Origin of the sequence: Niallia endozanthoxylica, assembly GCF_008710145.1 — a bacterium.
Lineage (GTDB): Bacteria > Bacillota > Bacilli > Bacillales > Cytobacillaceae > Bacillus_BD > Bacillus_BD endozanthoxylica.
The window spans coordinates 195,637-218,238 of record NZ_VYKL01000010.1; the positions used below are offsets into that span (position 1 = coordinate 195,637).

Here is a 22,602-nt window from a genome sequence, read left to right on the forward strand (position 1 = left end):
GTTAAAGGACTATGAAAAGGGATTGATTGTGTTGATGTATAAAAAATGGTCGGAACATCCTTATCCTGGAAATTCAACTCCTCCAAAGGGAAACCCAGTCCCCGGTTATGGGCCGATGGTGTTTATTCATCGCTCTGGGAACCATGTATTCCTCGATCCTTTTCAACGAAAAATCAGTTGGGACCTTCGGCATCCTAATCTTATTAATTGGACATTTGAACGATTGATTGTTCAACAAACATTAGCTGCCTTGACTCCCAGGCAAAAACAAATGGCCGAGTATTGGGGAAACGGAATGTTAACTGAAAAAATTAGACGAATCATTTTCCGTTTAGCAGATAAGTACAATATAGGCGCAACAAAGCTTGCCTTCGTGTTAGGGTATTTTTATGCTGCCGTAAATGATGCCTTTGTCATGTCGATGTATTTTAAATATCTTTACGATACCGCAAGACCCATTCAATATGGCAGTAACGTTGCTGCTGTTATTGACACGCCCCAATCTCCATCCTATCCCTCCGGTCATGCAGCCATAGCAGGATGCTCCCAAATGGTACTTAGTCATTTCTTTCCAAGTGAATCAGCATCCATTCAAAGAAAAATGGAAGAATGTGCTCAATCTCGGGTTTATGCTGGAGTCCATTTCAAAGCAGACATAGAGGCAGGTCTGAAATTAGGAAGACAAATAGGAAAGATTGTTATGTATTATATGAAAGGATAGATGGGTTTCCGATTTTCTTGAAATCCTAAAAACAGGGGAATCGGAAACTTGTTATTGAGGTGAAAAGACCCAACGATTAAGGGGTTTTTTAACTATTCTTACAGTAACAATAATTAAAATAAGAGACTGCCCAAAAAGTCAGTAACATTGATTTTTTGGACAGTCTCTTCACTATATTCAAAGTAGATAGGATGAAAATTGGTATGAATCGTACCAAAACGGAAAAAAATTTGGGTGACATCAACCATATACGAAATATTCGAATTATTTTAATATTAGAATACGCTTACAAGATAGCAAAAGAAATAAAGTAGCAAACCTCTTTAGATAGCAGCAAAGGTATTCTATAAAATTTAAGTGTAATTTTCTGAAATATAAAAGGGGGAAGAGAAATGACAACGAAACCTGAATTCAAAAAAACAATCCGAGACCAAGCCTGGGATTATAAAACAAAGAATGAATATGAAGATGTGACAGTCAGACAACAGCCATATATCCATATGCACTATCGCCATATATTCGACGAGCGTGATTATGACATTTATGATCCGCGTTATACACGCCTAAAATCCTCCGATTGGGAAGCTTACCGTGATCCGAAGAAGTTTTGGTACACAACTTATGTAAATAACCGTAAGAAAATGGCTGAAGAAGTTGAAAATGCCTTCAACTATGCAAATGAACTAGGAGTCATTGAAAATCTATCACCCCAGTGGACAGATGCACTAAGAGATCTATATACGCCGCTTCGTCATATTGAATATGGTGAGAATGTTCAAATGCAGCATGTCATCCGTTATGCATTAGGCTCAGCGATTGAACAGTGCGCGACTTACCAGGCATACGATAAAACAGGAAGAGCTCAGTGGATTTCACAATGGGCCATGAATATGCAGGAGCATCATGGGGAGTTTCTTGCATATGGCAAAGAGGTGCTACTGAACGAACCAGCTTTTCAGCCATTACGTCGTTATGTAGAAGAGGTTCTCGTGACAGATGACTGGGCAGAAGTTCTTGTGGCGGAGAACTTAACATTAGACCTTTTATTAGGAAATTTGATGTATCGTGAATTAAATCAAGAAGCTGTTAAACAAGGTGATACACATTTATCCATTCTGAATTTGGTCATTTCGAAGCAATTAGATTGGCATCGAGATTGGGCATTCTCTCTGTTTAAACTGTTAGCAAGTGATGAAGCCGAAAGCCGCTGGGATTATTTAAAATCTTTAGGCTATGAAGATTGGGAAGGTGATTATCGCTGGGGAAGAACATTAAGTGACCCTAGGGAGACTCCAGAAGAAATCCTCTCCAATGTAGAAATCATTCAAGAATGGGTGGAGAAATGGTATCCGAAAGCATTTGAAGCAGTACTTGCTTTAGCTCCATTATTTGAAAAACATGGATTATCTATCAACCTTCCAGAAACATTGAAGAAAATTGAAGAAGAAGCGATTATTCCAATCTATAAAAAATATAAGCTTCCATTTAAACAATACGAAATAGCACTTAGATAAGAGAAGGGGACGGTAAAAATGACAGTAAAACAAGCATACGTAGGAATGGATTTAGATACAAGCGGCGGTTCAATGGTAGATGCCATCATTTCAGCGATTCAAGAAGATAATGAGGGAGTCATCGTTGAAGACTTTATGGTTTATAAAAAAGTAAAAGCGCCTGGAAGAATGGTGTTAAAACGAGAAACGGTTGAAGAACATTTTGGGGCAGATTTTGATATGGATCGAGTGCACATTGTCATGTCCTCTGCTTTTGGTTTTATCACGGATTGGGACGAAGAACAGTTAATTATAGAATGGGAAGACGCAGAATAAGGAGGGCAACGAAATATGGCAAAATTAGGCGTAAAAGAAAAATATCATGCAATGACAAGGGATTTAATGTGGGAACCAAAAGATTTTGATATGAATAAGGTATACCCTTTAATTGAAAAAGAAGGCATCATTTTGAAAGATCCAAGTCGCTGGGAAGATCCTTTTCGTATGGCTTATAACCAATACGTTAAAATTCAATCAGAAAAAGATGGCATTTATCATGCGGTTCGTAATGCTTTTGAAGCAAATGATGGACATGCGAAAGTAGTGGATTCACGTTGGTATGAAGGGGTTAAAGTCTTTGCGACGGCTGTTCAGCCTGCCGAATATTCTGCCCATCGTCTAATGGCATATGTTGGCCGGAACATTCCAATTGAAGCGATTCGCTTTGCCACTTTTAATCAAGCGATTGATGAACTGCGTCACGCTCAAATTGAAATCAAACATTATGCTCATATGAGTAAAGAAATCGATGGGCTTCATAATTTTGCCAATACAACGCAAAACTTATGGTTCAATACAGTTCCAAAATCATTCTTTGATGATGCGATGACAGCAGGTCCATTTGAAGCATTGATAGCGATTTCATTCTCGTTTGAGTATGTGTTTACCAACATTTTATTCCTGCCATTTGCTTCATCCGCGGGCGCGGTGGGCGATGATAACTTCGCTGCTGTTGGAAAAACTGTACAATCTGACGAATCCCGTCATATGGCATTAGGAATGTCTGCTTTGAAAATGTTGTTAGAGGAAGACGACCGGAACGTTCCAATCATTCAAGGATGGCTCGATAAATGGTATTGGAGAGCGTATCGTTTGTTCTCAGTTATTTCGGCACTTGTGGATTATTATCCACGTATTCGTCCGATTTCTTGGAAGAAAGCGTTTGAAATTTATGTAGAAGAACAAGTGTTTGAAGGGTTGTTTAAAGATTTACGAAAATATGGAATTCGTTTACCAAAGCATGCGGAAGACAGCATGAAAGAAAAAAATCATTACTCTCATTCAGTTATGCGTATTCTTGATCACTACAAACATGCGAATTTGTTTAGAGGATTCAAACTGCAGCCTGATGATTATCAATGGTTATCAAATGAATATCCAGATACATTTGATCGATATTATTCACCTTACTTCCGTCGTATGGATGATCATGTTTTGGCCGGTTCAAGTCCGGGGATTCCGTCAGTATGTACGGTATGTCAAGTTCCTGCAGAGTTTCCGGATCCAGATAATCCATCCAAAATGTGGACACAATATAGTGAATATAACAATAAAACATATGTGACTTGTTCTCCTGGATGTAAGCATATTTTTGAGCAAGAACCGTTTAAATATATGCAGATTTGGTGGCCGGCAGAAGCTTACTTGAGCGGCGAATTTGGCGATGATCCAATCGCCGGTATATTCAAATATACAGGTCTATCTCCAGAAGAAACGGGTGAACATTATTCTTCAAGGGAACATGCCCGCTGGTTGGAACACAGAAAACATTTAGGGTTAGATAAGAAATTTTTCTAGAGCGAAGGAAACAAGGAGTGAACCGAAATGGCAAACTATTTGAAGCAGGAAAATCAATTGATTGTTTGGCCCGTATTAAAAGAAGTCACAGAAAATGATTTGTTTCAAGGAAGCATTGGCTTAAGAGCCCGTTATGATATGACAAACAAAGAATTGCTGGGGTCATGTTTAGACGCGTGGAAAGCAGACAAAGAAAAAAACTATCGTTTATTCTTAATTCGTGCGGATGGTCAAGTAGAAATTTCATTAAATGGGACTGTTAAAGAGGCAGGAATTCGCAATGGAGATTATTTAGAAATCGTCGTAGCGTAAGAGCTATGTAAGACTCTGTTTGATAAATTTATAGATTTTTTCTCCTTCATGTGAAATGACTTTTATATGAAGGAGAAAAAGAAGTGATATGAACAATTTTTTTACATAGATTTCTTGCATTTCCTTATAAAGAGTGATGAAGATTAAGAGGGGAGAGATTAAGAGATGAGTCAAACAAAAACAGCGGTGGAAACATATGAAATTACATTAGAACCAAGTGGAAAAACGATTACAGTTAAGGAAGGACAAACGATACTGGATGCCGCCATTCGCAATGGGATTCAAGTGGCTTACGGATGCCGGCATGGCAGCTGTTCTGCATGTAAATGCCAAGTCCTCGAAGGCGATTTTGAAATCATGGATCGTGTATCGGAATATTCCTTAATGAGCTTTGAAAGAGAAGAAGGGTTTACATTAATGTGCAGCACACTAGCTGAAAGCGATCTTGTAATTGAAGTAGATGAAGAAGAATCAGATTTACCTTTCTTCGCTGTCCATGATTTTGAAGCGGAGGTTGTTGAAAATAAGCAATACACACATGATATACATATGATTAAGCTGAAACTGCAAGAATCTGCAGTGATTCCTTATGGTTCAGGTCAATTTTTTGAGTTCGATCTACCTGGATTAGACGATACACGTGCCTATTCAGTGGCGAATAAATATGAAGACTCAAAGTTTATTGAGTTTCATATTAAGCGGGTTCCTGAGGGAAAAGGCTCCAATTATATGTGTGATTTAAATGCTGGGGATATTGTAACGGGGTCAGGTCCATATGGAAGCATGCAGCTTCGTAATCGAAACAAAGATTTGATTTTCATTGCCGGCGGTTCTGGAATGGCTCCAATTAAGTCTCTTGTTGAAGAAGTATTCTCTCAATCTTTTGAAAATGAAGCATGGTTCTTCTATGGGGCTCGTGCGAAAAAGGATTTGTATCTTGTTGATGAGTGGATGGAATTGGCTGAAAAGTATCCAAACTTCCACTTTGTTCCGGCATTATCACAACCTGAGGATGGGGATGAATGGAACGGAGAAGTTGGATTTATTGCTGACGTGATTTCACGCAAACTTGGAAATATGTCGAACATGGATGCTTATCTTTGCGGACCGCCGATTATGATTGAAACAGCCTGTGATGCTCTTTATAAGGGCGGTGTCAAAGGTACGGATATTTCTTATGACGAATTTTAAAGTGATAGGATTATATGACAGGAGGAAAAACAATGGCTAGAGTTATGCGTATCGGCCGTGTCGAGCTAAAAGTACTAGATCTAGAAAAATCAGTAGATTATTATACGAATGTGATAGGCTTGGAAGAAACAGGACGTATGGGAAATAGTGTTTACTTAAAAGCGTGGGACGAATATGATCATCATAGCGTGATTTTAACAAAGTCAAATTCTGCTGGACTGGCTCATATCGCTTTTAAAGTGGAAACATTAGACGACTTGGCATACTACGAAAGAAAAGTAGAAGAGTTCGGCTGTACAACCACTCGTATGTCTAAAGGTACAAGATTAGCTGAAGGGGAAGCCGTTCATTTTATTCTGCCGACAGGCCATCATTGCGAACTATATCATGAAATCAATATATTAGGGACTGCTGTAGGCAACTTAAATCCGCACCCATGGCCATTAGGCAAAAAGGGGATTGCACCGCATCGTTTTGATCATTGCCTATTAACGGGTGATGATTTGAAAACAGTTACAAGATTTTTCATTGAAGCTCTTGACTTCAGACAAAGTGAAAGAATTACAACAGTAGATGGTGAAGAATTATTAGGAAGCTTCCTATTTACAACGAATAAAGCACATGATTTAGCCTTTGTTAAAGGTCCTGACGCCAAGCTTCACCATGCAGCATTCCATGTCGATTCCTTACACGATGTGTTTAAAGCAGCAGATCTACTATCGATGTATGAAGTTCCGTTTGATGTTACGCCGACACGTCATGGAATTACAAGAGGGGAAACGATTTATTTCTTTGACCCATCAGGAAATCGAAATGAAGCTTTTGCGGGTGGATACATTGCTTACCCAGATATGCCGACCATTACGTGGACGGAAGATAAAATTGGACAAGGTATTTTCTACCACCGTAGAGAATTATCTGAATCCTTTATGAAAGCGTTAACTTAATCTAAGTTTATTTTATAAAAAATGAGTTAGAAGGAGAGAACCAAATGGTTAAGGTGACTCTTAAAGCTAGAGGCCAGCAATTTGAGTATTCCTGTACACCGGACGTCACGCCATTAAGAGCTGCACGTGATCAGTTTATTCCAATTCCAACCGGTTGCATTAGAGGCGGATGCGGCATGTGTAAGGTAAAGGTGCTTGATGGTGAATACGAGCAGGATATGATTCGTTCTCACGATGCTTTGTCTGATGAAGAATTGGCAAAGGGTTTTGCATTAGCTTGTTGTATGAAAGCAAAAGGTGATCTTGATATCATTACCCTTGAAGACTATGAAAAAGTACAGCAGGAAGATATCAGCGGAAGAAACTAGTAGAATAGTAGAACATGCATCCCATCTTCTCTTTTGAAGTTGGGATGCATTCGTTATTTTTTGTCATTTTTGATAAAATATTATTAGCATACGATGTAAAGTGATTATTTTATTACTAGATTGATTAAATACCATAAAACATTCTTTGGCGGTGAGGGCATTGTTAAATGGAGAAATGGATATATACAATACTAGTAACCAGACGATGATAAAAATTCCCAGCTCGGCATTTGGAGCGCTGCGGCGAGAGTTGATAGATATGCTTGGCTTTAAACGATCAAAGGGTTTCCTACTTCGCTATGGATGGAATTGCGGGGTTACCGATTGTAAGCAGATGATGGAAGTCAAGCCGGAATGTAAAAGGGATATTTTAATGGCAGGACCTACGATGCATACGGCCAATGGTCATGTTGAAGTCGAGCCGACTGTTTGTGAAGTAGACTTTGATAAAGGGAGTTTATATTTTGAAGGGATTTGGAGAAACTCGAATGAAGCAATAGAACATATAAAATTATTTGGATCTAGTGACGAGCCAGTATGCCATTCATTGGTAGGCTATGCAAGCGGATATCTTTCGACGATTATTGGAAAACAAGTGCTTGCTAAAGAAACTCAATGCATTGCAATGGGAGATGACCATTGTCATTGGGTTTGCCAAACGATGGACAGATGGAATGGAGATCCTGAGGTTGAGAAAGAACGCCAGTTTTATGAAGCAGACCGAATCAGCGCTGAGCTGGAGGAAACCTATGAGAAGCTTAGGCTTGAAAGAGATAATTTAAGTAAGACCTATGAAGTGCACCAAAATTTATTTAAAGAGGTCATTTTTGAAACAGGAGTTCAGCCGATTGCCGATGTATTATTTAATACGCTGAAAACTCCTGTAATAATGGAAACCCTCAATTATGAGGTCCGTGCTGCAGCAGGTATTTCTGAACAGAAGGCTAAGCAATATTCTCTTGAATTAAAGGAATGGTTCACAGAGCAAAGGAATAAAAAGGGCAAAAAAAAGCAGGAGATTCATGAAACGATATTACTAGAGCTTTCACCCGGTCATAAAAGAGTCATTACACCTATCTTTTTCCGCAAAAAAATTCATGGTTATTGCTCCTTTATTACAGAAAAGAATCTAGTGACAGAAGTGGATAAAATGGTATTAGGTCAAGCAGCGTTGGCTTGTTCCTTACATTTGTTGAATGAGCAGACACGTTTTAATACGGAACAGACCATTAGAGGCAGTTTTCTCGACGATATTCTTAATAAACGGATTACTGCATCTGAAATTGCCAGCTATGCCCATTATATTCATTTTGATTTAATTGCACCTTATTTTATGGTAGCGATTCAACGAAAATATGAGGAGACATCGATGAAAGAGGAAATTGAATTTAATGAGCAATTTATGAATGACCTCTTTAATTATTTTCGGAGTAAACAGGTAAAAGGGCTGTTAGGTAAGAAAGAGGGAAATGTGATTATCTTATTTTCAGACGCTGTTCTATTTCAAAGCAATTTGGAAAAAGAAAGCTTTTGCAGTAAGTTATTAAACTATTGTTCAGATAAGTATTCTCAATATTCATTTGCCATGGGTGTAAGTTCAAGTGTTTCATCCATTGAGGATGCCCCGCAATTATACAATGAAAGCGTTGCCTCATTAAAAGTGTCAAATTCACAGCACAACCTTGTTTATTTTGATTCATTAGGCGTTATCGGGATGCTGCTGCAAACAAATAATTTGGAAGCTCTTGAAAAGTATGCGTATAAAATGGTTGGTAATTTCATGGAAGAGGACAAAAATAAAAGCATGGAACTACTAATCACGCTCTATTATTATCTAGAAAATGGCTCCAATGTTCATAAAACAGCACGTGCCATGAATTTCTCTGTTAACGGTCTTCGCTATCGGCTGGGAAAAATTAATGAATTATTGCAAGTTGATATCAATACTGCTCATAATCGAAATGAAATCTATGTAGCCCTTCAATGTTTAATTGTGCTAGGAGAATTAAAACTGCCTGCCTAGGAGTAACACTAAGGTTTATAGTTCTCTTGGTCTATTTTTATAAAAAACTATTCCTATTTTCTAAATATTTCTATATAATGATGAAGAATTAAATAAAGCATAACTAGGGGTGTCCAATGAGTTGGGCTGAGAGAGAAGCGCGCCGAAAGCTTCTTAACCCTCGGGACCTGATCTGGTTCATACCAGCGTGGGGAAGTTTGAATGTGCATGATTATACATTTCTTCTGCATATCTAAAGCCGGGTCCATCCATGTATTGGACACCGGCTTTTTTATATATGTAAACCTCTTCTCCTGCTCGTCTGTTCGCTATCTTGTCCTATATGCAATTAAAGGAGAGATAAGGATGTCAACATCACCACTTAATGAACAAAACATTTCCATCATGTGTCATTTTCCAGGAAGTAAAAAAGTATATGTAACAGGTTCAAGACCCGATGTAAAGGTGCCGATGCGAGAAATCGGTTTAAGTCCAACCGACACGAGCTTTGGACAGGAAGAAAATGAACCAATCCGTGTCTATGATACAAGCGGACCGTATACAGACCCAGAGTATAAGGTTGATTTGACAAAGGGTCTTCCAGCCCTTCGCCGTCTATGGATTGAGGAACGGGAAGATGTAGAAGTGTATGAAGGCCGAGAAATCAAGCCGCAGGATAACGGGTACCGGGATGAGGAGGACCCACGCGCAAATCAACAAGTATTTCCAGGTTTAAAGCGGAAGCCTTTGCGTGCAAAAAAAGACAGAAACCTCACACAGCTTCACTATGCAAGAAAAGGAATCATCACACCTGAAATGGAGTTTATTGCGATACGTGAAAATGTCACACCTGAATTTGTTCGTGAGGAAGTGGCAAAAGGCCGTGCTATTATTCCAGCAAATATCAATCATCCAGAATCTGAACCAATGATTATTGGACGTAACTTTCATGTGAAAATAAATGCGAATATGGGAAATTCCGCCGTGACTTCTTCCATTGAAGAAGAGGTTGAAAAAATGACATGGGCCACACGCTGGGGTGCGGATACCATCATGGATTTATCAACTGGTAAAAACATTCATACAACCCGGGAATGGATGATTCGAAATTCCGCCGTCCCAGTTGGTACCGTCCCATTGTATCAAGCACTTGAAAAAGTGAATGGAATTGCCGAGGATCTGACATGGGAGATTTACCGCGATACATTAATTGAGCAGGCAGAACAGGGGGTCGATTATTTCACGATTCATGCCGGTGTCCTATTACGATATGTTCCGTTAACAGCTAAAAGGGTAACAGGGATTGTTTCCCGCGGAGGATCAATTATGGCGCAGTGGTGCCTGCATCATCATCAAGAAAACTTCTTATACACTCATTTTGAAGAAATCTGTGAAATCATGAAAACCTATGATATTTGTTTTTCATTAGGAGACGGCCTGCGTCCAGGCTCCATCGCCGATGCTAATGATGAAGCACAGTTTGCAGAACTCGAAACACTTGGGGAACTGACAAAAATCGCTTGGAAGCATGACGTACAGGTGATGATTGAAGGACCAGGGCATGTGCCGATGCATTTGATTAAAGAAAACATGGATAAGCAATTAGAGGTTTGTGATGAGGCGCCATTTTATACACTAGGACCTCTCACAACTGACATTGCTCCCGGCTATGATCATATTACTTCTGCCATCGGAGCTGCCATGATTGGCTGGTTCGGAACTGCGATGCTTTGCTATGTAACGCCGAAAGAGCATTTAGGACTGCCGAATAAAGAGGATGTCCGGACCGGTGTGGTTACGTATAAAATTGCTGCTCATGCGGCGGACTTGGCTAAAGGGCATCCAGGTGCTCAAAAAAGAGATGATGCCCTTTCAAAAGCGCGCTTTGAGTTCCGCTGGAATGATCAATTTAATCTTTCATTGGATCCTGAACGGGCCATCGAGTACCATGATGAAACACTTCCTGCTGAAGGAGCCAAAACGGCCCATTTTTGCTCTATGTGCGGTCCGAAATTTTGCAGCATGAGAATCTCTCATGATATCCGAAAAAACGATGAAATGAAAAAAGGGATGGAAGAAAAGGCAGAAGAATTTAAACAATCCGGTGGAAAAATTTATCAATAATGCAACGAATGAAGTGCACGGAGAGTGTCCGAAAACTTTAACATGGGGGACACTCTCTTACTTCCCAAATAGACAACCTAATGTGAATGTTTTCTCTGTATTGCGGATAAACCCATGATAAGGAAAAGTAGTACAGTAAGAATTGTTAGATATGGGGCTAAAACTATTTGTTTTCTGGTCCGAATTTTATTCCATTCCTTTTTATATTCTTTTAGATTATGTATGACTGGAACCTTAAATCGAATCAAAAAGAAAATGGTGGATAAAAAAGAGAGCATCCAGGTTAGTAAGGGTTTTTTTGTCATAAAGTAGCTTAGGAAATACATTTTTACATAAATAAGCGTGGACCAGCCAAGATGCCATCCGTTGTCAAAGAAAATCACTTTAAAGATTCTTTGTCCCAACCATTCGACTAATGTTGAGCTTACTATCCATTTACCTGTATAAAGAATTTTATTCCAAATAGAATCAGGTATAGTAGATAGATACGACAGAATCAATAGAGGATTGATAATGAATATATGTAAAGATCTAAGCACTTTAGTGCTAAGGTGTTTAATGTTTGATTTAAAGTCCCACATTAAATAATCTTTACAAAGAATATTGTATAGAAGGCTAAAAAAACTAACATACAACAGGGAAGGTATATATTCAGGAAGATTCCGCCATGACTTCTTTTTTATGTTCTGGATAAGAAGCCAAAGGATGAATAGTAAGTGCAATTTTCTCACATCTTTCTTTTATCGCTCTTATATATCATTGACAAAAAAAGAATATTTATGTAAGCAAGGAACCCTCATTCTTATTCGATGAAAAAAAGTGAAAGAAAAGGTATAGTTATAGTAGGAATGATAAAAGGGGGTTTTGTGGTGGCAAAGAGAAAAATGGTGATAACAATGGATTTAGCACCGAACTTAATGGATCAAATAAAAAGTCATGTTCCAGACTGGGACATCATAGCAGGAAGGGATAAAGAAGTATGGGGACCGCATGTGAATGATGCGGAAGTGACGCTTGGTTATAAACTGGCGCTTGATGATTTTTCTAAATTAAAATGGGTGCAATCTTCAAGTGCAGGGATTAACCATTTTCCGACTGAGCAATTTAAATCAAATGGAATCTTTCTGACAAGTGCAAACGGTGTCCATGCTTACCCCATTTCAGAAACGATTTTTGCTTATATGCTTGGATTAACACGAAAAATTCATACATATGTAAAAAATCAACAATCTAAAGTATGGCATCATAGTCATATGAAGCTTGAGATTCATGAGAAAACACTTGGGATTATTGGCGTCGGAGCGATTGGAACAGAAACCGCTAAAATCGCAAAAGCCTTTGGCATGAAGGTGCTGGGTGTGCGCCACTCAGGAAAGCCGGCAGAATATGTAGATGAAATGTATACGCCTGACAAGCTAGACGACTTATTGCCAAAGTGTGATTACGTTGTGGTTACATTGCCGCTGACGAATGAAACGTATCATTTGTTTACAGCCCAACAATTTAAACAAATGAAGTCTTCTGCCTTTTTTATTAATATTGGCCGAGGAAAGCTCGTGAAGGAAGAGGATTTAATTCTAGCCTTACAAGAAGGCGAAATAGCAGGTGCAGGCCTTGATGTATTTGATAAAGAACCGTTGGGTGAAGACAGTCCTCTTTGGGAGATGGATAATGTAATCATCACGCCGCATACAGCAGGTTCAACAGAGTATTACGATAAGCGGGTTGTCGAGGATATTTTTATTCCTAATCTGAAAGCCTACTTGGAAGGGAAAAAGCCCTATATTAATGTAGTCGATTATTCAAAAGGTTATTAAAAAGACTGAATTTTAAAAAGTGTCAGTTATGTACTGTATATCAGCTAGTTTCATAGATAGCTTATGCAGTACGCTGACACTTTTGCTTATTCGACAACCAAATTTCGATTGATAGCAATAGAACTGCTCCTAACCTTTTTGTTTCTGTTAAAATAAAAAGAAAAGGAAATGAAAGCGGGGAGCAGTTTTTGAAGTATGTGATGTTTGATTTTGATGGAACATTGGCTGATTCAAGCGGCGTTTTTATAAATGCTTGGAATACATATGCAGATCAATATGATTATGAACCTGTCGTGAAAGAGGATCTTGTTTTAACAAGAAATTTAACCATCCAGCAAAGGGCAAAGCACTTTCGCTTTCCGATGCATAAATTACCGCTTATTTTGCCGAAGATTTATCGTTATTTTAAAGAAAATGTGAATGAAGTTAAGCTGTTTGACGGAATCAAAGACATGCTGGATGCATTGTCAGAAAAAGGCTATGAAATCACAATTCTTTCCTCTAATTCGAAAGAAAACATCGAACTATTTTTAAAACAAGAACAAATTACTACGGTCTCACAGGTTTTGACATCCAGTAAATTATTTGGCAAGGATACTGTCATTAAGAGGTTTTTAAAACAAAGGCAGCTGTCTCCTGAACAGTTAGTATATGTAGGAGATGAAGTGCGGGATATTATTGCCTGCAACAAAGTTCATGTGCCGTTCATGTGGGTCAGTTGGGGTTTGGACGGCTATGAAATGATTGAGAAGGAACAACCGAAATATGTGGTACATTCCCCAAAGGAACTGCTGAATACGTTAGGGTAGAGTGTAAAATCAGTTTAGTACAAGTTAGTCTATAAAGCCTAACTATACAGCAACCTTTCAGCACAGCTGAAAGGCGTGAGAAATGGACATTTCTCACGGATGAGTCAAAAATCTGACTTATTAACATAATTCGTTAACATAGCCAACTAAAAAACGAGGTGAGGACTATGCTTTCTACTGAAGTAACAAAGAGATTGAAAATAAAATATCCTATTATTCAAGCTCCAATGGCTGGAGGAATAACAACCTCCCAGTTAGTAGCAGCAGTATCAAACAGCGGGGGGCTCGGAATGATTGGAGCGGGTTATCTGACACCTGCTCAATTACGGGAACAAATTCGGGAAGTGAAGGAGTTAACCTTAAACCATTTTGGCGTAAATGTATTTGTTCCAGGAGAATTTACCATTTCCCAGAATGGGATCGATTTTGCTAACGAAAAATTACAGTCTATAAAAAATCATCTAAACATAGCAGATGATAGTTTTCAACTTCCTGATGCTCGAAAACTAATGGAAACGTTTCATGAACATATGGAGATAGTAATAGAAGAAAAAGTCCCTGTTTGTTCCTTTACATTTGGAATCCCGTCGAAGGAAGTAATAAGCAGATTAAAAGAACATCAGATGATTTTAATTGGAACAGCTACAACCGTAAGAGAAGCCTTGGAAAATCAAGAAAATGGAATGGATATGGTAGTGGTTCAAGGCAGTGAGGCAGGCGGTCATCGCGGCAATTTCAGTAATAGTCATCAAGAGAGCTTGATCGGTTTAATGTCCCTTATTCCACAGGCTGTTGATTGTGTTCGAATTCCAGTGATTGCTGCCGGTGGAATAATGGATGGAAGAGGAGTGATGGCAGCGATTTGTTTAGGAGCAAAGGCTGTACAAATGGGAACGGCCTTTTTAACGTGTCAAGAAAGCGGTGCACATAGGCTGCATAAGGAAGCTATTCTTCAATCCGACGAAGACCAGGTCATTTTAACTCGGGCCTTCTCAGGCAAATGGGCGAGAGGCATTAACAACCAATTTATTTCAACCATGCATGAGAATGAAGCCTCATTTCCAGCATTTCCTGTTCAAAATACATTAACTCAATCGATTCGAAAAACAGCTGCCGCTCAAAATAATCCAGATTATATGTCACTATGGTCAGGTCAAAGTCCTAGATTAGCAAAAAGTTTAACTGCTGAGGAACTAATCCAAGACATCATGTTACAGGTGAAAAACATCATTTTTGATTAAAATAACACAAAAAGCAAATGGATGGTTCTCCTACTTCCATAAAAGCAGGAGAACCATCCATTTGCTTTATTTTTCAAGATTCATCCTGTATGACTATTCCTTCTAATCTTTCCAAAAGTTTATATGGACGAACGGTAAATGATTCATACGGTATGGAATTCCCTTTCATTGCATCAAGTACTCTTGGAAGAAACTTTCCACGTGTAATATATTGATGAACATTCAATTCATCGAGTTTCACAAACCGAACATCCTTTGTTTCATTAGATGTCATTACATCTCCGCCAATCCTTTTTCCGTGAAATACGATTGATAGTGTACTTCCATTTGAATAAACACCTGTTACTCCAAATAGCTTAACATTTATTCCAGTCTCTTCAAAGATTTCCCTGCATAGTGCTGCATCTAATGTTTCTCCGTCATCAACCCCGCCACCGGGAAGTTCCCATGTATCTGATCTCCAATAGGTTTGAACGAGCAAGGCTTCTCCATTTTCATTTGTAATATACCCGCTTACTGTCACGGTTTGCTTGGGTGAGTGATACACTCCTGTTGAAGTTAAAAATTCTTGACGATAATCTAAGAAGAGCTTACCTAATTTTAAAAGCTGTGCTTGTGCTTGCTTATGCAGTTTATCTTTTTTGACTCTCTCTTCAATTTTTAAATACTCATCATAGCTTGGATAGTTCCACATGGTCACAATCTCATTTTCTTCCTCTGTTATCCAGCGTCCAATCAATGTCGCTCCATTTTTTAACTGAATTGGCATAACGTATTCATGAAAGAATTGATTGATTTCGATGATTTTTTCGGGGGAAATTCTGTGAACTTCTCTTCTACAGAACATGATAATCCTCTCTTTTCAAATTGAATTCAATTGAACGATGTTATTGTATGTGCAGGGATAATTACCGTGACTATTAGTAATAGGGAAGATATTTAAGTAAAATATGACTTTAGTGGAACATATCTGATAGAAAGATTAAATAAAAGCTAAAAAACCTCCAGCTTGGAGGTTTTTTGATATCAATGTATTGACAGAGGTTTATTCATTTTTTTGAAAAGATAATGAAATATCTATTGGATTAAATGTAGAATGACTCTCACTTGTTCCCCTTTGAAATCTTACTTTTACATAAAGATTTTTACCTGCAGGCTGTTCAGGCGGGTATAGCACTTCGACGACTTCAATTGAAGCGCCGGGCTGAAGACTATACTGTGGAACTTCAGGAGTGCAGCTGCCTGACAAACGCCATTTACTGCCTGTTTTGACTGAACCATCCACAGATTCGGTAGATAGTCCGGCAGAAATACCGGGGTCACACCCACTAAACCCCACATATGGAATAGGGCCGCTTGTGATATTGGTTGCTTTAACCTTTGCGAAAACCTTCTCGTCGGTCAGATCTAACATGATGTCAAATTTTACACCATCTTGCTCCACTGACTTTTCTACATCAAATTCGGGCTTGTTTGTATGAAATTTGATCCTTACTGGTTCTGATAAAGGATTTCCGCTTGTCGATTGAACATCTTCCGTAATATATAGAGTGTAGGTTTCGTCAAATTCATAGAGCTGACCTAAAAGAAGTTTAACAGATTGTGGATGATTGTAATCAATTATTGGATGAATATAATGAACCTGCTGATTACTTTCTCGTACAACATAAATATGTTTATAAAGCCTTTGCCAATCCACCTCATCATTAAACTTAATCACCCATTCTGTGTCAATGTCCGTTTCGACTATCGAAGAACCTTCTTCCCAGCCTGAAACAGATTCAACAGCGAAGGTCAGAGCTCCTCTAAATGAAGGCTCGAGGGCACGGGCCAAAAAGGCGGAAAACTGTCCCCGGGTAACCGTTATATCTGGGCGGTAGGTGTTATCTGAATATCCATTTGCAATTCCGAGTGCATGTATGTTTAAGATAGATTGATATGCCTTCATGCGCGGTGAAATATCATGAAACTTATTGGATTGATTACTATCTAGTAATTCAAATGCTCTGTCTATGAAAATAGCCATTTGTCCACGTGTAACATGCTCATACGGGCGGTAGGTGTTATCGTGATAACCTGTAATTATTCCCATTTCAACGGCTGATGCAATGTAGCCGGAACCTGTAACGTTTGCAGTAACATCATTAAACTTTGTATCCCGTGGAATATCATCGAACCCTAAGGCTCGTCCAATCATTATTGCAGCCTCCGCCCGGGTCACTTGTAGATCTGGTTTGAAAATTCCTTCTGAATAACCGGTAATGATTTGTTGTGAGGAAAGAAAATTAACCTCATCATAGAATGTGTACAACTTGGAAACATCTTTAAATCCTGCTGCTAGACCTGCCATTGGGGCTGCTAGACAAAAGAAAAACAACAGAACTCCTAAACGATATATTTTTCGCAAAGGTTCCTCCTCCATTTCTGCTGAGCAATTCTATCGTATAATAAGTAGAAATAAGATATAGTAGAATGAAAATACATACTTTTAGCCTAAAAATTCTATGTTTTCTGAGGTTTGTTATGAAACTATTACATGTGCTTGTAGGCCCATCTGCATCCCCTGAAAAGCTGCAATTGCTGGAAAAGGATGTCTTCAATGTAAATTTGCAGCGCTGTAAGCTGTTTGCAAAGATTGTGATCTTGTTTGAAGCTATCATGATTTGTATTAATCTGACGACAAGCTTTGCCAACTATCAGCGGTTGATTTTCTCGAATACTTATTTAATTTTGTATCTTCTTTTACTCATCATGAGTGTAATCATGTTAGGCTATATGCATTGGTTTGAACGTATAAAGGATTATACGGAAAGGCAATATAAGTGGTTCCGATTGGGACTGTTGTGTTTTGTTTGTTTCTTTGGCGTGTGGGGATCTGTTATCACACTGCTGGACCAAAAGGGATATGGTCATGTGATGGCTTTTAGTGTGAACATTGTGTGTGTCTCAATCCTTTTTCTTGCTTCCAACTGCACAATCATCAAGCTTTATATCCCGCCTATTGCTGTGCTGTTTATCGGTTTACCTTTTTTTCAATCCTCTATGGACACGTTAATAGGACATTATATTAATCTATCTGTATTTTTATTTTTTTGCTGGCTAGGTTCACGGATGCTCTATAATAGCTACGCGGCTAATTTTTTCAATGAAATGCTTCTTAAGGAAAGCAATCATCATCTTGCTCTAAAGATAGAAGAAAATATGGCTATAAATGAAGAGTTAAAAAAGGTGAATGAAAAGCTTCAGTATCTCTCATTCATTGATGAGCTAACGAAAATTCCGAATAGAAGGGGTTTTCAGCACTTTATACAAGAGCAATTAGATAACAATCAGGGAAAGAGAAATGTTTCGTTGATGATGCTTGATATTGACGCTTTTAAACAATTTAATGATCATTATGGGCATCTTGAAGGAGACAAAGTAATCCAATCAGCTGCCAGTACCATTCAACAGCTGATTGCACCTAGGGATGGCTTTCTTTCACGTTTCGGGGGAGAAGAATTCGTTATGATTGTTTTTGATTGGAATGAGGATCAAGTCTATCATCTTGCTGATGAGATAAGAAAAGCTGTATATAGCATGGGAATTGTTCACGAATATTCACCTGTGACCAATCGAGTAACCGTTAGTATTGGGATTGAAACAGGGGATGTGGAACATCCATTAGATATTGAAAGGTTATTAAAAAATGCAGACTTTGCCCTGTACCAAGCAAAGAATAATGGCCGGAACCGGGTTGAGGTTTTTGGCACAGCGGAACGGCTACTGGGGAGATAGTGAAACAAGAACAAATTCGATGAGTAATAGGAAGTTTCAAATTATTTTTATTAAAATGCTTGCTTTTTAGATAATTGAATGATAGTATCATAAACAATAAATAAAAAATCAATAGCGATAACTTCTTATCCAGAGTGGTGGAGGGACAGGCCCTGTGAAACCCGGCAACCATCAAGTCAGGACGTTGACTTGAACGGTGCTAATTCCTGCAAAGGTATAAATCTTTGCAAGATGAGAGGAATGTATGCAATCATACGAACCTCTCTTTATACAAAGAGAGGTTTTTTGATTGGAAAGAGGCTATCGCTCTAAAAGGAGCGAATGAAAAATGGAAAGAGCAGTATTTGGTGCAAGTGAATTTTTTAGTCAAGAGGCATTTATTACAAGTTTTCGCGGGATTGAAAACGTTCGAATTGGACATTTAAGAGAGAAAAATCTTGATATAGTAGAAATATGGTTTAATCCATGGAAGGTTTCTTATAATGAGTTATTGGAATTATTTTTCGATTTACATGACCCTACATCCACTGATAATCAATCATTGATTTTCTTTTCGGATAATAGTCAATTAACATTAGCGAAGCAAAAGAAAAGCGAGTTAAAGCATATATTAAAAGATCAATTGATTACGAAAATTACTCCAGCATTTGAGCATTTGAATGGACTGGAAGAATTAAGGTTAATATCTTAATGATACGATTTCATGAAGAAAGGAGCAGATATCATCTGCTCCTCCCCAATAGGATCTTGATAGTAATGTAACCTTTGTGCCTAAACGAAAAAGGCAGAAATGATTATTTAAGAGGACCGTTTGTAATCTCAGTCAGCTTTGAATTGATAGCAAAGATTTTTGCATTGACATCATTTATCCCAAAGCTGGCTAATCGTTTGGAATGCATATCAATATATTTTTCAGCGGTTTCTTTTGTTTGGAAAAGATAAATTCCACCGGCTTCGTTTGTTTCGGGATTTTCTGTCCAAATCTTCCATATAAAGCCTTCTTCTTCATTAATGCTTTTCGCTAAATCGGAAAATGCCTCTGCCATTTCATCTCCGAATGGTCCATTCATTTTAAAGTCTACCTGTAATACGTATGCCATGATTATACTCCTTTATTTTGCAGCCTTTATAATATATAATTCCCCAAGGATTTCCTTCTTATCATAACTGCCGGATGAAAGCTCTTTTTCAATAAAAGAGTTAATATCTGACTGTTCTACATCATACATGACTTCTATTTCCTTTGAAAACAGCAATTTTTCTTTTCCGAGTAAGTCCGAAAGAGATGGCTGTTGTTTTGGCTGAAGTTCTTCTGCATTAAGGACTTGTTTTAAACCATCCACATAGTATTGGAACGGGCGTCCACCAACGATTTTGATTCCTTTGTTTTCCTCATTAATCATAACGATGGTCGGAAAACCTCTAACACCAAGGCTTCTAGCCAGACTAAAATCTTCATTTAATAATTGCTGTCCGATTGGCTGCTCTGCTTCAAGCACAATAGCTTTTCCATCAAGGCCAAGATGATTGACGATTTCAATCATAACGGCAGTATCGGAAATATTCTTATTAAACGCAAAGAGAGCTTCTCTTGCACGTCGTAAATATTCATAGGCTAATGCATCGTTATGATGTTTTTGTATCACTTTAAATACTCGTGAAGGAGGGTAGGAGGATTGAACGGGATTATCAATCATGAGCGACCCATCAATAGGCATACGGGAATGGACTCCAACTTCTCTCCAGTGACCGGCCACGTCAGCAGGTTTGAAAATTCCATTCGCAGGATCAACCGGTCCGTCACCCCATTTTTCGAGCAATCCTCCCATAACGGTATGAAAGTTGAAATAATGTCCGTACTGCTCGATAAATCGACGAAGAACGGGCTCAATTGCCCAGCAGTGAGAACAAATAGGATCTGTTACATAATAAAGTTCGATTGATTTTTTTGATGAATTAAAATCAATTATCTCCATTTCTTCCGCATCAGCAACTCCGCATACACCTGTTTCCAAATCACAAATCATATTAGGATTGTTTGTCACTTTCTTGCTCCTCCTTTTGAATCTAACTTATTCTTTTATCTATAGTTGTATTTTAGTATAGAAAGCAGCGAATCCATACCAATAGAACATTGGATTTGTCGTTTATCCAACATAATGAATAAGTTGTTGAAAAAATAGGCGGGGAATCAGTGTGACGTATCCAAATCTAATCTGCAAGAAATAGAGTTTCAACACATTTGGTCCAAAGGGTCAAACCTATCCCTTTGGAGCTGCAAGAATCATCCATAACTTTTTCTTATGGAATATTATAAATTAACAGTATTTTATTAATCTCTGTTATTATCCTATGATTTATGTAAAGAAAGATAATTACATGTAGGAGGGGTTTTGATGGATACTGTAAAAAGTTATGATGTTGTTGTAGTTGGGGCAGGGAATGCCGCTTTGTGTGCGGCGATTGCGGCAAAGGAAAATGGTTCACATGTACTTGTTTTAGAACGAGGACCTATTGAAAAGCGTGGGGGTAATTCATTTTTTACGGATGGAGCGATTCGTGTTGCTTATAACAATCTGGAGGACATTAGAAAGATTATCCCTGAAATGACAGATGAAGAAGCGGAAAAAGTGGTCATGCCCGAATATACAGAAAAGGATTTCTATGAAGATTTAATGCGGGTGACAGAAGGAAAAAGTAATCCTATCCTCGCAAATCAACTTATATCCAAATCTTATGAAACCATTCGATGGATGCATGATCATGGAATTCAATTTGAATTAAACTATGAAAATCAATCCTTTGAACAGGGTGGTAAACGTCATTTTTGGGGAGGACTTCCGATTAAAACAGTAAACAAGGGCGTTGGGTTAATGGAAAAGCTCTTTAACCGGGCTGAAGAACTTGGCATTGACATTTGGTACAACTCACGTGCAATCGAGTTAAAGATGGATAAGGACAAAATTACCGGTATTAAGATTGAACAGAAAGAGAATGTCATGATTGTTGATACAGCTAGTGTCATTTTAGCATGTGGCAGTTTTGAAGCGAATAAAGAAATGAGAAGTACACAGCTTGGGAGGGAATGGGAAGCAGCGATTGTAAGAGGGACAGAATTCAATACGGGTGATGGAATTACAATGGCATTAGCGGTTGGAGCACAAAAATATGGCGAGTTCGGGTGGACGGGCTGTCACTCCATTGGCACCGATTATCAGGCGCCAAAAGTAGGGGATTTTAATAAGCCGGGAGATATCTACAAGAAATCTTCCTTTCCGCTTGGGCTGCTGGTAAATAATGAAGGAAATCGATTTGTTGATGAGGGGGCTGACTTTCGGAACTACACATATGCCAAGTATGGCCGTGAAGTCTTAAAACAGCCAGGCCATATGGCTTATCAAATTTTTGATGCTCAAGTCCGTTCCATGCTGCGAAAGGAATATAATTTAGAGGAAGCAACAGTTATTAAAGCAGATACACTTGAGGAATTAGCGGAATTAACATCTGTGGATCAAACTCAATTTTTAAAAACCATTAGCGAATATAATGCTGCTGTCCAAGAAGGGGTATATAATCCAACGATAAAAGATGGGAAAGGAACCGTTGGTGTTACACCGCCTAAATCCAATTGGGCATTACGAATCGACCAAGCGCCTTTCTATGCCTACCCGGTTACTTGTGGAATTACCTTTGCTTTTGGTGGGTTATTAGTTAACCAAGCAGGTGAGGTGTTAAACCAAGAAGAAAGATCCATACCAGGACTATTTGCAGCAGGTGAAATGGTTGGTGGAATCTTCTACAAAAATTACCCTGGTGGATCAGGCTTAATGTCTGGAGCTGTTTTTGGTAAATTAGCGGGGACTTCTGCCGCACAGTATACAAAAGAAAAAATAGAATTAGCCTAAATCTTTAATAATAACAATAAGCATCTGTCTTAATAGGG

20 protein-coding genes and 2 riboswitches are annotated in these 22,602 nt (G+C 38.5%); of the genes, 16 read left to right on the forward strand and 4 right to left on the reverse strand.

The window, feature by feature from the left end:
* The first annotated feature begins 34 nt into the window (after nt 1–34).
* From F4V44_RS04410 to F4V44_RS04470, 13 genes are all read left to right on the forward strand, one after another.
* The gene (locus F4V44_RS04410; RefSeq protein WP_223881803.1) at nt 35–721 is read left to right on the forward strand and encodes a vanadium-dependent haloperoxidase; all 687 of its coding nucleotides are present in this window, start codon (nt 35–37) and stop codon (nt 719–721) included.
* Nucleotides 722–1,113: 392 nt separating this feature from the next.
* Nucleotides 1,114–2,235 carry a ferritin family protein gene (locus F4V44_RS04415; RefSeq protein ID WP_150438771.1) on the forward strand — a complete coding sequence of 374 codons (1,122 nt, stop codon included), beginning with the start codon at nt 1,114–1,116 and terminating at the stop codon, nt 2,233–2,235.
* 18 nt (nt 2,236–2,253) lie between these two features.
* Complete coding sequence (locus F4V44_RS04420; protein WP_150438772.1) at nt 2,254–2,550, forward strand: MmoB/DmpM family protein; 297 nt, start codon at nt 2,254–2,256, stop codon at nt 2,548–2,550.
* Nucleotides 2,551–2,565: 15 nt separating this feature from the next.
* Complete coding sequence (locus tag F4V44_RS04425; protein WP_150438773.1) at nt 2,566–4,071, forward strand: ferritin family protein; 1,506 nt, start codon at nt 2,566–2,568, stop codon at nt 4,069–4,071.
* Nucleotides 4,072–4,098: 27 nt separating this feature from the next.
* Nucleotides 4,099–4,383 (forward strand): hypothetical protein, encoded by a 285-nt coding sequence (locus tag F4V44_RS04430; protein ID WP_150438774.1) that lies wholly within the window; start codon nt 4,099–4,101, stop codon nt 4,381–4,383.
* Between the two features lie 165 nt (nt 4,384–4,548).
* A complete protein-coding gene (locus tag F4V44_RS04435) occupies nt 4,549–5,574 on the forward strand; it encodes an NADH:ubiquinone reductase (Na(+)-transporting) subunit F (RefSeq protein ID WP_150438775.1) in 1,026 nt (341 codons plus the stop codon).
* A gap of 32 nt (nt 5,575–5,606) precedes the next feature.
* Nucleotides 5,607–6,521, forward strand: coding sequence for a catechol 2,3-dioxygenase (locus tag F4V44_RS04440; protein WP_150438776.1), 915 nt, complete (start codon nt 5,607–5,609; stop codon nt 6,519–6,521).
* 44 nt (nt 6,522–6,565) lie between these two features.
* On the forward strand, nt 6,566–6,889 hold the full coding sequence (locus F4V44_RS04445; protein WP_150438777.1) for a 2Fe-2S iron-sulfur cluster-binding protein: 324 nt from the start codon (nt 6,566–6,568) through the stop codon (nt 6,887–6,889).
* Between the two features lie 160 nt (nt 6,890–7,049).
* The gene (locus tag F4V44_RS04450) at nt 7,050–8,912 is read left to right on the forward strand and encodes a XylR N-terminal domain-containing protein (protein ID WP_150438778.1); all 1,863 of its coding nucleotides are present in this window, start codon (nt 7,050–7,052) and stop codon (nt 8,910–8,912) included.
* A gap of 95 nt (nt 8,913–9,007) precedes the next feature.
* Nucleotides 9,008–9,123: riboswitch (TPP riboswitch) on the forward strand.
* A 134-nt stretch (nt 9,124–9,257) separates the two neighbouring features.
* Complete coding sequence (thiC, locus tag F4V44_RS04455) at nt 9,258–11,015, forward strand: phosphomethylpyrimidine synthase ThiC (RefSeq protein ID WP_150438779.1); 1,758 nt, start codon at nt 9,258–9,260, stop codon at nt 11,013–11,015.
* A gap of 869 nt (nt 11,016–11,884) precedes the next feature.
* Nucleotides 11,885–12,832: a D-2-hydroxyacid dehydrogenase gene (locus F4V44_RS04460; protein WP_150438780.1), complete on the forward strand. Its 948-nt coding sequence runs from the start codon at nt 11,885–11,887 to the stop codon at nt 12,830–12,832.
* Nucleotides 12,833–13,029: 197 nt separating this feature from the next.
* The gene (locus F4V44_RS04465; protein WP_223881804.1) at nt 13,030–13,641 is read left to right on the forward strand and encodes an HAD-IA family hydrolase; all 612 of its coding nucleotides are present in this window, start codon (nt 13,030–13,032) and stop codon (nt 13,639–13,641) included.
* A gap of 167 nt (nt 13,642–13,808) precedes the next feature.
* Complete coding sequence (locus tag F4V44_RS04470) at nt 13,809–14,882, forward strand: NAD(P)H-dependent flavin oxidoreductase (RefSeq protein WP_150438782.1); 1,074 nt, start codon at nt 13,809–13,811, stop codon at nt 14,880–14,882.
* 73 nt (nt 14,883–14,955) lie between these two features.
* On the opposite strand, the gene F4V44_RS04475 is transcribed toward F4V44_RS04470, so the two are convergent.
* Both F4V44_RS04475 and F4V44_RS04480 read right to left on the reverse strand, forming a co-directional pair.
* Nucleotides 14,956–15,729 (reverse strand): NUDIX domain-containing protein, encoded by a 774-nt coding sequence (locus F4V44_RS04475; RefSeq protein ID WP_150438783.1) that lies wholly within the window; start codon nt 15,727–15,729, stop codon nt 14,956–14,958.
* Between the two features lie 198 nt (nt 15,730–15,927).
* Complete coding sequence (locus tag F4V44_RS04480; RefSeq protein ID WP_191090561.1) at nt 15,928–17,289, reverse strand: S-layer homology domain-containing protein; 1,362 nt, start codon at nt 17,287–17,289, stop codon at nt 15,928–15,930.
* A 116-nt stretch (nt 17,290–17,405) separates the two neighbouring features.
* On the opposite strand from F4V44_RS04480, the gene F4V44_RS04485 reads away from it, so the two are divergent.
* Nucleotides 17,406–18,659, forward strand: a complete 1,254-nt coding sequence (locus F4V44_RS04485; RefSeq protein ID WP_191090562.1) for a GGDEF domain-containing protein — start codon at nt 17,406–17,408, stop codon at nt 18,657–18,659.
* A gap of 122 nt (nt 18,660–18,781) precedes the next feature.
* A riboswitch (SAM riboswitch) is annotated at nt 18,782–18,897 on the forward strand.
* A 90-nt stretch (nt 18,898–18,987) separates the two neighbouring features.
* Nucleotides 18,988–19,350, forward strand: a complete 363-nt coding sequence (locus tag F4V44_RS04490; protein WP_150438786.1) for a peptide-methionine (S)-S-oxide reductase — start codon at nt 18,988–18,990, stop codon at nt 19,348–19,350.
* A 103-nt stretch (nt 19,351–19,453) separates the two neighbouring features.
* Here F4V44_RS04490 and F4V44_RS04495 read toward each other — a convergent pair whose 3' ends face one another.
* Nucleotides 19,454–19,759, reverse strand: a complete 306-nt coding sequence (locus F4V44_RS04495; protein WP_150438787.1) for a monooxygenase — start codon at nt 19,757–19,759, stop codon at nt 19,454–19,456.
* 12 nt (nt 19,760–19,771) lie between these two features.
* The gene (locus F4V44_RS04500) at nt 19,772–20,686 is read right to left on the reverse strand and encodes a DsbA family protein (protein WP_150438898.1); all 915 of its coding nucleotides are present in this window, start codon (nt 20,684–20,686) and stop codon (nt 19,772–19,774) included.
* A 369-nt stretch (nt 20,687–21,055) separates the two neighbouring features.
* Here F4V44_RS04500 and tcuA point away from each other — a divergent pair, with 369 nt between their 5' ends.
* Nucleotides 21,056–22,564: an FAD-dependent tricarballylate dehydrogenase TcuA gene (tcuA, locus tag F4V44_RS04505; protein ID WP_150438788.1), complete on the forward strand. Its 1,509-nt coding sequence runs from the start codon at nt 21,056–21,058 to the stop codon at nt 22,562–22,564.
* Nucleotides 22,565–22,602: the final 38 nt, after the last annotated feature.